At 43.8% G+C, this 12330-nt stretch carries 9 protein-coding genes and 1 riboswitch; of the genes, 3 read left to right on the top strand and 6 right to left on the bottom strand.

Annotated elements, in window-relative coordinates; all coding sequences use genetic code 11:
* Nucleotides 1–38: 38 nt before the first annotated feature.
* The 6 genes from ACXAD8_RS06975 to gap form a co-directional block, all read right to left on the bottom strand.
* Nucleotides 39–545 carry a Csu type fimbrial protein gene (locus ACXAD8_RS06975; RefSeq protein WP_475226559.1) on the bottom strand — a complete coding sequence of 169 codons (507 nt, stop codon included), beginning with the start codon at nt 543–545 and terminating at the stop codon, nt 39–41.
* A gap of 56 nt (nt 546–601) precedes the next feature.
* Nucleotides 602–1096, bottom strand: a complete 495-nt coding sequence (locus ACXAD8_RS06970) for a hypothetical protein (protein WP_475226557.1) — start codon at nt 1094–1096, stop codon at nt 602–604.
* A gap of 481 nt (nt 1097–1577) precedes the next feature.
* On the bottom strand, nt 1578–2075 hold the full coding sequence (locus ACXAD8_RS06965) for a Csu type fimbrial protein (RefSeq protein ID WP_475226555.1): 498 nt from the start codon (nt 2073–2075) through the stop codon (nt 1578–1580).
* Between the two features lie 282 nt (nt 2076–2357).
* Entirely contained in the window at nt 2358–2864 is a 507-nt protein-coding gene (locus tag ACXAD8_RS06960; protein WP_475226553.1) for a hypothetical protein, read from the bottom strand.
* Nucleotides 2865–2885: 21 nt separating this feature from the next.
* A riboswitch (cyclic di-GMP riboswitch) is annotated at nt 2886–2980 on the bottom strand.
* A 306-nt stretch (nt 2981–3286) separates the two neighbouring features.
* Complete coding sequence (locus ACXAD8_RS06955) at nt 3287–4126, bottom strand: D-hexose-6-phosphate mutarotase (protein WP_475226551.1); 840 nt, start codon at nt 4124–4126, stop codon at nt 3287–3289.
* A gap of 98 nt (nt 4127–4224) precedes the next feature.
* Entirely contained in the window at nt 4225–5220 is a 996-nt protein-coding gene (gene gap, locus ACXAD8_RS06950) for a type I glyceraldehyde-3-phosphate dehydrogenase (protein WP_475226548.1), read from the bottom strand.
* Between the two features lie 380 nt (nt 5221–5600).
* On the opposite strand from gap, the gene malQ reads away from it, so the two are divergent.
* Genes malQ through glgX form a run of 3 tightly spaced genes read left to right on the top strand, consistent with a single transcriptional unit; the run spans nt 5601 to nt 12115 of the window.
* Nucleotides 5601–7805 (top strand): 4-alpha-glucanotransferase, encoded by a 2205-nt coding sequence (malQ, locus tag ACXAD8_RS06945; RefSeq protein WP_475226547.1) that lies wholly within the window; start codon nt 5601–5603, stop codon nt 7803–7805.
* A 54-nt stretch (nt 7806–7859) separates the two neighbouring features.
* Nucleotides 7860–10049: a 1,4-alpha-glucan branching protein GlgB gene (gene glgB, locus ACXAD8_RS06940; RefSeq protein ID WP_475226546.1), complete on the top strand. Its 2190-nt coding sequence runs from the start codon at nt 7860–7862 to the stop codon at nt 10047–10049.
* 2 nt (nt 10050–10051) lie between these two features.
* Nucleotides 10052–12115: a glycogen debranching protein GlgX gene (gene glgX / locus ACXAD8_RS06935; protein ID WP_475226544.1), complete on the top strand. Its 2064-nt coding sequence runs from the start codon at nt 10052–10054 to the stop codon at nt 12113–12115.
* Nucleotides 12116–12330: the final 215 nt, after the last annotated feature.

The raw sequence follows: 12330 nt of genomic DNA, 5'->3' as shown, positions 1-12330 counted from the left end.
ATTTATAACTCAAATTGGGTTTTGAGTCATCTGATACCTTAGTTGTAAGATACCGTTACTGAGATGGTATCAGAGTAAGTTCCGGCATATTCATAACCTGAAACCTGAGGTCTGATAGAGATAGATTTCGATTCTGATTCACCTGAGGTGCCAATACCCGATGCCTGGCTTACCGTTCTGGCTGTTGATAAATCTAATCCTGTACCGTTTGCGGTATCAGCAATGTCTAGTAAATAACTAATATCCTGACCACTGTTGGTACCGTTTTTCAGTTTACCATTGTTTAATGACGAATATGTCGTGCTGGCTGTGCTTTGTCCGGTATTACACCAGATTTCTACAGAAGCCACACTTTGCGCTTCGGAAGAGGCCAGGTTTAAATCCAATGCGTCATTGCTCAATGTGTTGTCAATTTTACATTCAGACGCAATTTCGCCACCGATATCAAAAGAAGTATTGTCATCGGCATCAAGCGCAATTTTAGCATTAGCGTTTAAAGCGGTGAAAGCAGCGATAGCGATAAGTGTTTTGTTAATAGTTTTCATGATAATCCCCTAAAATTTTAACTGAGTCGTTTGTTGTTATTCGTTTAATTTGTTTCTTAGTTGTAAGCCACGGTGACTTCGATGGTGTCAGAGTAAATACCTGCATACTCGTAACCGTTAACTAAAGGCTTTACCGCAATTGAGCGCGTAGACTCTTGACCTTCTGTACCTTTACCTACTACCTGGTTTACCGTTTGAGCAGAAGTTAATGACAGGTCATTGGCGGTGCCGGAAATATCGATGGAGTAGGCGATTTTTTTGCCTTCCTTGCTCACCATGAAACCACCGTTTTGAGAAGAGTAAGTGGTTTTAGCTGTGCCTTGTCCGGTGTTACACCACAAAGAAACAGAAGCGGTGGTTTGAGCTTCGCTTGAAGAAAGATCTAACGTTGTGGATCTTTCTGGCGAATGATTAGTTACTTTACATTCTGATTTGATTTCACCGCCGATATCGAATGACGTATTGTCATCAGCGTCAAGAGCAATTTTAGCGTTTGCGTTTAAAGCAGTAAAAGCAGCGATAGCGATAAGTGTTTTGTTGATAGTTTTCATTTTTCTGGCCTCTCAAGCATTCGTTTTAATTTAAGTTTTGGGGTTATCCCCGTTCGAATTAACTAATGCAGATGTGGTGCCAACTTTTTTAAAAGGCGCTAACTTTTTCTCGAAATCAAATTCGCTGAAATGGAAAAGGTATTAAAAACAATAAGTTAAACTGTTTTTAAATAACTAAAATAAAATTAATTTTTATGAAAAACCGATGAATTATCCAGATATTCGGTTTCAAATCACACTTAGCCTATTCAAAAAATTGACACGCATTTGACGGTGAAACTCTGGAAATTACAGATGTCATATTTTTGGCAGTCAAAAACCTGACGCATTAAAAAATAACTACGGTGATTTAAGTCAAAAATGTTTAAAAATCGGTTTTTCTATGCTTGTTTTTCGAGTGTAGGGGTACTTCTCCTGTTTGGTTACGAATTCGCTTTCCAAACAAGATGAGGGGAATTAAATCAGTGGCAGGTACTTATAACTACTTATAAGAAACGGTAACCGCAATGGTATCACTATAGGAACCACTGGTTTCAAAACCGTTCACCTGAGGAATAATGGCAAGATTACTGCGTTGACTATCACCCTCTGTACCGGTACCGCTGTTTTGCTGAACCGTTTGAGGGGTGGCAAGTGACAAAGCATTGGCATTGTCGCCAACATTAACGTTGTAAGCGATCTGGTTACCAGCATCGTCCACCAGAAACCCGTTATTTGCCGAGGAGTAAATGGTATCTGCGGTATTTTGTCCGGTATTACACCAAACAGAAATAGTGGCCGCATTTTGAGCTGATGAACTGCTTAAATCGAGGGTGGTTGCAATATCTGAAGATTGATTGGCAACTTTACATTCCGCTGCAATAGAGCCACCAATATCAAACGACGTCTGTTCTGTTGCGTCGAGAGCTATCTGAGCGGAGGCATATATTGCTGGATACAATAAGCCACACAGCGAAATCAGTACTCGTTTATTTATCATCACATCATCTCTAAAGTCGAACTTGCGGATTGCAGTAATAACATACAAACCATAAGCTCTGTGATAACTCCATGCTCAATTGCGTCAGAGTTGTTTGATACCTTCACACCTTAAAGACTATATCGGCAAAAATTCTGGTTCTCAAGCCACAATCTTACATTTATTCTGAATTTTTCTGATTTATCCCATTCCTCATATTGTTTGGTTATTTCAATGTTGGCGCTGACTATTTGCCAAAACGAACATTGAAATAACAAGGCTCCCGAAGGAGCCTGGTTTTGATTAGTTAACTGCAACAGTTACGGTAATAGTATCTGAGTAAGTACCGGCATATTCATAACCATCAACAGTTGGTCTGATAGAAACCGTGCTGACTTCGGTGCTGCCGCTGGTGCCAAAACCTGAGGTTTGCGCGATTGTCTGAGGGCTGCTCAGGTCAAGCCCTGTGCCATTGGATGCATTAGAAATATCAAGTAAATAGGCGATGTCCTGACCTGTGTGGTCAGCATTGATTAGCTTACCGGCGTTGGACGAGGTGTAGGTGGTGCTGGTACTGCTTTGACCGTTGTTACACCAAATTTCAACACTGGCAATGTTTTGTGCCTGAGAAGAAGAAAGATCAATCGACGAGGTCAGTGTGTTAGTACTGTGAGTAACTTTACAGACTTCTTCAATCTGCCCACCGATTTGGAAAGCGGTTTCATTAGTTGCTTCTAAATCCATTGCTGCGTTGACGTTTAAAGCTGCAGTCACTGAAACTAAAGCAACGGTTTTTGTAAATGTTTTCATTGTTTTATTCCCAAAGGTTGATTGTGCAGCCCGGCTGTCTCTTGCTCGTTCTCCTAAAAACTGAGAGACCCGTGGATTTCCGTCCTTACCTCGCGATAAGTTTGGCAGGTTTAAAGCGTTCGGGAATTTCTTAGCATGGCTTGTGCCAACTTTTCAGAAACTGTTTTTTTTATTTGTTTTTAATTGCTTTTTAATTTTCAAGTCATTGAAATATATGGTTTTAAATGCCTTGTTATACTTTTGTCTAATAGGTGGGTGGAAATCAAAAAAGAGGCAACAGGAAGATTATGGAGTGGCTTTTTCAAATTTTTGACGGCCAGTATTTGCCGCTTTTGGAGATGGGGAAATGTCTCAATGGCCGCTATTCAGCCAGAAGCATTATCTGCCTGAATAGCACGAGGATTAAATATTTGTACGGTGGGCTAAAGTACAGATTGGCTCAGAATATGAGCCTTGCCGGGCAGGATCTCTATTGCCGTGGTAATGGCGGCCTCAACACAAACAAACTGTGTAAAACCATCATTGGGAATATTAATGATTGTGCGAACCAGTTCCTGACCAGGGTTCCAAATCACCAGGCTGTCATGCCCCTTGTTCGCTATCCTGGTTTGACACTCATTGTCATGAATAGTGACATTCTCGTTCAACGTTTCATGGATACGGTCTACTTCACCGTCAAAAACATAGCTTTCCGGGCTATCCTGATAGGCGAAGTTTTTGGTTTTGTCACGATAACGACCAGTCAATCCGGTTAATCTGACGTTCTCCAAATTGCCTACTTTAAAGTAACTATGCAGCGCTGCCGTAATAGAGAAGGGGCGTGAATCTGTATTGTGAGTGGTTAACGACATGGAAAGGTTTTCGCCCACAACTACGGTAAACAGTAATGTTGCCGAGAAGGGAAATCCCGGCTCACCATCGCACTGAAAGGTCAGCTTTATCTCAGTTTCTCCAGAGGCAAGAGTATTGAGCTCTGACAGCTTCCACAAATTATTACGGACGAAGCCATGAGAGGGCAGGTTGGCGGTTTTATCTGGGAACTGATTGGAGAACCAGGGCCAGCAAATCGGGGTGCCGCCGCGTATGGCCTCATTACCTTCAAGGCTGGCCTGAGGACTTAACCATAAACGTTCGCGCTTATCCTTTTTGGGCACAAAAGACATAACATGCGCACCGAACAGAGAAATGCGGGCTGTGGCGAACTGGTTTTCAATATTGATAATTTGGTTATTCGACAGTGAATCTATAGAAACTGATTGCATAATCTTAAGCTTATTTACTTTTTTTGCTAAAGGGGACTTTGTGGTGACAATAAAAAAGGCGACCAATGTCGCCTTAGATTACTACAGTGTGCTGTGAATTACCTGGCAATGTGCACGGCCAGGTCTAACACCTTGTTAGAGTAACCAATTTCATTGTCGTACCAGGAAACTAACTTAACAAAAGTGTCAGTCAGGGCAATACCCGCTTTGGCATCAAAAATTGAGGTACGAGTATCACCTATAAAATCTTGTGATACTACTTCGTCTTCGGTGTAACCTAAAATACCGGCCAGTTCACCTTCAGAAGCATCTTTAATGGCAGCACAAATTTCTTCGTAGCTGGCAGGTTTTGCCAGATTTACAGTCAGATCAACGACTGATACATCTGGAGTAGGGACTCTGAAAGCCATACCCGTTAATTTACCGTTAAGCGCAGGGATGACTTTACCTACTGCTTTTGCCGCACCGGTAGAAGAAGGAATGATGTTCTGGTATGCACCACGGCCGCCGCGCCAATCTTTCATAGACGGACCATCAACGGTTTTTTGTGTTGCAGTAGCGGCATGAACAGTCGTCATCAGGCCATCAACAATACCAAATTTGTCATTGATAACTTTCGCCAATGGCGCAAGACAGTTTGTTGTGCAAGAAGCGTTAGAAACAATGTCCTGACCTTCATACTCGTTGTGGTTCACACCCATTACGAACATTGGCGTAGCGTCTTTTGATGGCGCTGATAATACGACTTTTTTGGCCCCAGCTTTAATGTGGGCGCGCGCTGTCTCGTCAGTCAGAAACAGACCAGTGGATTCTACAACCACGTCAGTGTTTAATTCATCCCACGCCAGGTTGGCAGGATCACGCTCAGCAGTAACTCGAATCGCTTTACCGTTGACGATGAGTTGCCCACCTTCTACCTCTACAGTTCCTTTGAATCGGCCATGGGTGGAATCGTACTTAAGCATGTACGCCATATATTCTGCGTCTAAAAGATCGTTGATCCCAACGATCTCAATATCATCTCTTTCACATGCAGCTCTGAAAACAAATCGACCGATACGGCCAAAGCCATTGATACCTACATTAATTGCCATGAGTATTCCTCGCGATCTCGGTATAGAATGAAAATAAATTACAAAAATTATGTCTTAATACCGACAAAATAGCAAAATTATTTCAATAAATGTTGTTAAATTACATTATTCGTAGTGAAAATTTCTTTTATCTGTTTTATTTTAGACCTTGTAAATTGGTCTATTATTAAAAATTTGTTGTCTGAATACGTTTGCAGTCACACTCTAAGCTGTTTCGGATCGCTAACGGGTGTTGATAGAATAGTTCACTTAAACGATTTTGAGACAAGCTAACTTGTAAGCGTTTGGAGCATAGTCATGGGCATAGATAGAATTAATGTCACAGGCTTTGTGAAGACCACACCGTCCAGTGTTAGCAATGAATAGGAAGCTAAGCCAGCATGACCCCATCTGTGATTGAAAAATTAGTAGAAATTCGTGGCATTGAGTCGAACTATGTCGACGCTTGGGGGAAACCCGCTACGGTGAGTGAAGAGAGTAAAGCCAGATTATTGGAAACTATGGGTTATACGGTTTCTGATGAAAGCGTTTTACAAACAGAATTAAATCAGTTTGTTGCTAATAATTGGATGCAGCCGTTAAATCCTGTACAGGTGAATCGCGAAGGTGAGCAGGTGGTCTGTGCCGTGCGCTTGCCAATTGAATTGGTCAATGACAGTTATGATCTGCATTTTGTACTGGAAGATGGTACCGAACTGCATCAAAAAATTGTGCCCTCAGACGGTGAGTTAATTAATGTTGCGCACATAGATGATATCGAGTTCCAGGAATATATCGTCGATATCCAGCATACCTTACCTCTGGGATATCACGATCTACAGTTGCTGGGAGATGACGGCGACAAAATAGCCGAAATGCGCCAGATTATTGCCCCTAAATCATGCTATAAGCCTGATAACATTGCGGAAGGTAACAAGGTTTGGGGTTTAAGCGTTCAGTTATATTGTTTGCGCAGCGAGAAAAACTGGGGAGTCGGTGATTTTTCCGACCTGACGTATCTCATCAAGGAAAGTGGCCGTCAGGGAGCGCAGTTTGTCGGACTTAATCCGATTCATGCTTTATATCCCGCCAACCCCGACGCTTGCAGCCCTTATGGTCCATCTTCTCGCCGTTGGCTCAACTTTATCTACATCGATGTCACTAAACTGGATGGTTATGAAGACGAAAGTGTACAAGCGATCGTGAATGCCCCTGAATTTCAGGCTGCGTTAACCCACGTCAGAAATGTAGACTACGTTGATTACGATGCGGTGGTTAAATTAAAACTCCAGGTACTCAACGCGGTGTTTGAAGTTCAGTGGAAAAAGTCATTGAGCAAAAATACCAAACTCAATAGAGCCTTTAAGGCATTTATTGCTGAGGGCGGAGAGAGCCTGGAAATGTTGGCAACGTATGATGCTATCCAGGAAAAGCTGGCCAGCGAAGGCAAAGCCTCATGGGGTTGGCCGGTATTCCCTAATGAATTAAATGAATTTCATAAGCCAGGTGTAGAAAAGTTTTTTAAAGCTAATAGTAAAACGGTTAAGTTTTATATGTTTTTGCAGTGGCAGGCTGCGTTACAACTTGAAGCCGCTCAGAATACGGCATACCAGTCAGGCATGAGCATTGGAATTTATCGCGACTTGGCTGTTGGTGTGAGTGAAGGTAGTGCCGAGATTTGGGGTAATCGCGATCTCTACATTACAGAAGCCAGTGTTGGTGCGCCGCCTGATGTGTTAGGTCCATTGGGACAAAACTGGGGCTTGCCACCTATGGATCCAGAAACATTATATCAGCAACAGTATCAGCCGATTATTGATCTGTTTAGTTCCAATATGAAATCCGCGGGTGCGCTTAGAATCGATCACGTAATGGCGTTATTGCGTCTGTGGTGGGTGCCTAAAGGCGAGAATGCCAAAGCCGGCGGTTATGTTTATTATCCAGTTGATGATTTGCTGGGAATTCTGGCTCTGGAAAGTCATCGCAATGAAAACCTGGTTATCGGTGAAGATCTGGGGACTGTGCCGGACGAAATTCGAATTAAACTGGCTGAAAACGGTGTACACTCTTATCGGGTGTTTTTCTTTGAACAGGCTAAAGATGGCGGTTTTTACTCACCTCATCACTATCCGGTGCAGTCAATGTCAACCTTGACCACCCATGATATGCCTACCTTGACGGGGTTTTGGCACTGCCTGGATCTGGAAAAAGGCAAGGAGCTGGGACTGTATCCCAGCGATGAGATCCTGCAGGAACTCTACACCAGTCGCCACGACAATAAACAGCAAATTCTGGATACTCTGCACGGACACTTCTCTATTCCCGATTGGATGGGACGAGAGGTTGAACATGTGGGTATGGTTAAAGAATTGAATCATGGTATGCAGTATCACATGGCTAAAGGCAGTAGTGCCTTATTGAGTTTGCAGTTGGAAGACTGGTTGGAAATGGACAAGCCAGTGAATATTCCGGGCACCTTTAAAGAGTATCCAAACTGGAAGCGCAAGTTAACCCGAAATCTGGAGCAAGTTTTTACAGATCCGGTTTTAAATAGTCTAGCCTTAGGGTTAACTGAATCCAGAAATAAAGCGTCAGAGAACAGTTAATGTCCTGCTGAGCGCCCTGAACATCATCCACAATGAGCAAAAATGGGTAGATAAATGCAAATAGTTGAAAAGTTAGAAGTAGCCAATTGTGGTTCGCCTTTTGAAATATTGGGCCTGAAAGAATCTGCAAATGGGCGCACACTTACGGTTTGGAAACCCGGTGCTAAATCGGTAAAAGTCAAAGATTTAAGCACGGGTAAACTGCTGGGCGAAATGACCGCAGAAAATGAAACCGGACTATTTGTGGTTGAATTCGAAATTGCAGATGAATTCTTCTACTCATTAGATATTGAAAACGATGAAGGTGGATTTAATCAAATCGACCCTTATCAGTTTCAGGAGCAGGCGTACCACGCAGTCCATTTTGTGGATCATCAGCCTGAGAATGTATACAACCAACTGGGCGCTCAGGTGCTATCGGTTGATGTTGGGCTGGATAAGCCGATAACCGGTACCAGGTTTGCGGTATATGCGCCCAATGCTTCTTCGGTTGCGTTGGTGGGTGACTTCAACTGGTGGAATGGCTCAACGCATCCTATGCAGAAAACCAGCATGGGATATTGGGTTTTGTTTGTTCCTGGCGTAACTGCCGGCGTTAAATACAAATATCACGTCAAAGACAGCCACGGAAACGGGTTGCCTCATAAGGCTGATCCGGTAGGCTTTCAGGCAGAACAATACCCGTCTCACGCTTCGGTGGTTTACGACCACGAAAGCTATCAATGGCAAGACACTGACTGGATGCAGCGAGGGCAGGGCAGTGTTTACGAAAAGCCGATGAGTGTTTATGAGGTGCACTTGGGATCCTGGCGCAAGAAAACTGACGAGAATGGTCAGCTGACTTATTTGTCCTATAAAGAGCTGGCAGAACAGTTGATTCCTTATGTCAAAGATATGGGCTATACCCATCTGGAAGTGTTGCCAGTACACGAGCATCCCTTTGATGGCTCCTGGGGCTATCAGCCGGTAGGGCTCTTTGCGCCCACCAGTCGCTTTGGTGATCCAGATGAATTCAAATATTTTGTCGATCAATGTCACCAGAATGGAATTGCCGTTATCATCGACTGGGTGCCAGCGCACTTTCCTGAGGATGGTCATGGGCTGGCGCGTTTTGATGGCACTCATGTTTACGAATATGAGGATCCGCGCAAAGGCTGGCATCCCGACTGGAACTCTTGCATTTACGATTTTGGCAAAGACACAGTTCGCCAGTTTCTGGTGGCTAACGCCCTGTATTGGGTGGATAAGTTCCACATTGACGGCTTAAGGGTCGATGCGGTTGCGTCTATGTTGTACCTGGATTACTCCCGTAATGATGGCGAGTGGATACCCAATGTGGATGGTGGTAACAAAAATTACGAAGCTATCAGCTTATTGCAGTGGATGAATCGAGAAGTTTATCAAAAGCATCCCCATGCTATTACTATTGCTGAGGAGTCCACATCCTTTCCTAAGGTTTCGCGTCCCATTTATGACGGCGGCCTGGGCTTTGGCTTTAAGTGGAACATGGGCTGGATGCACGATACCTTACATTACATTGCCAAAGATCCGGCCTATCGACGCTATCACCACAATGAAATTACTTTTTCCATGGTGTATGCCTTTGACGAAAATTTTGTCTTACCTATTTCTCACGACGAAGTTGTGCATGGCAAAGGCTCTTTGTTACGGAAAATGCCCGGTGACGAATGGCAACAGGCGGCAAACATGCGCTTATATGCCGCTTTTATGTATGCTCACCCAGGTAAAAAGTTAAACTTTATGGGCAACGAAATTGCCCAATCTGCCGAGTGGAATCACGACAGTTCCATCAACTGGCACTTGCTGGAGTTCGATAAACACAAAGGTATCCAGAGCTTGTATCGGGATCTGAATCATCTTTATCAGCAACAGCCAGCGTTGCACGAACAAGACTGTCACCATGAAGGGTTTGAATGGATAGACCATCACAACTCCGAGCAAAGTATTCTTTCTTTTGTCAGAAAAGCCAAAGAAGGACGAGAAAAGGTGTATGTGGTGAGTAACTTTACGCCTATTCCTCGTGAAAAATTCAGGCTGGGGGTTTTAGACGAAGGAAGTTATGAATTGTTGTTGTGCTCCGACGACAAAGATTATTGGGGCAGTGGCTTCGATTGTAAGGTTGCGGTTAGCTCTGAAGCTGTCGCCTGGAACGACCGTGAGCATTCAATAAACATTAGTATACCACCCTTGGCGACTCTATACATTTTATACAAAGAACAGTAACAATGGCACAGCAATGGACACTTGATACCGGGGCGCCTTTTCCCATGGGCGCTACGCCGGATAGCGAAGGATGTAATTTCTCACTCCATGCTCCTGATGCTGAGGCTGTTCATCTGTGTCTGTTTAATGGGAAGGAAGAACCCATTGCAGAATTACCGCTGCCCAAGAAAACCGGCAAGGTTTGGCATGGCTTTGTAAGAGGCATTAAACCTGGGCAGCTATACGGTTATCGTGTGCACGGTGCTAATATGCCGCAGTTGGGGATGCGCTTTGATGCACAAAAGTTATTGATTGACCCCTACGCGGTCAGGCTAAATCGCGAGCTTATCTGGAACAAAGCTCAATATGATGGTGATAGTGCAGCCATGATCCCTAAAGCCGTGGTTTGTGTATCTGACTTCGATTGGGAAGGTGTAGCAAAACCAGGCTATGGTCTTGAAGAAACTATCCTGTATGAAACTCATGTCAAAGGGCTAACAAAGCTTAACCCGGAAGTCCCTAAACACCTCAGAGGCACTTATTTAGGGGTTGCCAGTCGGCCAGTTATTAAGCACTTAAAAGATTTAGGCGTCACAGCTGTACAACTGCTGCCAGTGATGACCTCAATGCCAGAGCCATTTATTACCGATAAAGGACTGACTAATTATTGGGGTTATAACACCATCAATTATTTTTCACCGGATGCCAGATTTGCTATCGAAGATCCGGTTAGTGAATTTAAAACCATGGTCAAAACCCTGCATCAGGCAGGAATAGAAGTTATTCTCGATGTGGTATACAACCACACCGCGGAAAGTGGGGAGCAAGGACCAACTTTGTCTTTTAAAGGCATCGATAATTCCGCTTTTTATCTTTTTGAGATGAACGAACAGGGTGCCGTTGATTTTCTGCAGTACAGTAATAATTCTGGGTGCGGAAACAGTGTCGATATTTCTCATCCTTATACTATGCGATTGGTGTTGGATTCCCTGCGCTATTGGGTTGAAGAAATGGGCGTTGATGGCTTTCGCTTTGATTTAGCGGCAAGCCTCGGACGAGATCCACACGAATTCTCTGCCTCATCGGGTTTTTTCAAAGCATTGAGACAAGACCCGGTTTTACAGCAAGCCAAGTTAATTGCCGAACCCTGGGATATTGGACATGGTGGTTATCGACTGGGGCATTTTCCCAGTAACTGGCAGGAATGTAACGATAAATACCGGGACAATGTACGGGCCTTCTGGCGCGGTGACAAAGGCCTTACCAGCGAGTTTGCGACACGCTTATTGGGTTCCAGAGATGTATTCAAGAAAGGGCACCGTTCTATTCATTCTTCGGTGAACTTTATCAGTTATCACGATGGTTTTACCTTACACGATTTGGTGACCTATCGGGAAAAACACAATGAGGCCAACCTGGAGCAAAACCGGGATGGTCACGGGCACAACGTATCTGAAAATTATGGCGTGGAAGGGGAAACCCGCAAACCCGCGGTTATCGCTATTCGAGAGAGACAAAAGCGCAACTTGTTCGCCACCTTATTGTTATCCCAGGGGATACCCCATTTGCTGGGTGGCGATGAGTTAAGTCGCACGCAACAAGGTAACAACAATGCCTATTGTCAGGACAATGAGATTAGCTGGTACAACTGGAAACTAAACGAACGCAAACAAGACTTTTTAAAGTTTTGCCAGGCCGTCGTTGCATTGCGTAAAAACAGTGTTTTGCTGCGAAACCTTAACTTAGAAGATGACAGTTTTTGTAATCGTCACAATGTAGTCAGTGTTGGCTGGTATCGACCTGATGGTCGTCGCAAAGTAGAAGACGATTGGCACGATGCTGACAACCAGGCTTTTGCTGTGGAGTTGCAGGGTGACGACCAGTCAAATGAACACTGGCTACTGTTGTTCAATGCCAGCGATCACGACGTCAGATTTAGTTTACCCGAATTAACAAATGATATTGCCTGGCGACTTAAACTGGACACCCGCTACAGTAAGTTGCGTGATTTACCGGAGATATCGGTAACAGGTCACTTTTTACAATCTGAAAAAAGCATCAGCATATTTAGAAAACGTAAAAAATAAGTCACTTCTCCTATATACCCAAATCACCTCAAGATGCTAGCTCTGAAACAGTATCTTGAGGTGATTTGGGTATAAAGGATTGTTTACAGCCTGAATAGCCATCTCTGGGCTGCAAAAGACATCAGTAATGGTTATAATGCAATGCCATAACACTGCACACTATTGGTACCTTACTCATCTTCAGGTAACAGGTACGCCTTATTAAGGATTTCTCA

Source organism: Planctobacterium sp. AWH2_060, assembly GCF_056158425.1.
This window is presented reverse-complemented; position numbering and strand designations above follow the sequence as displayed.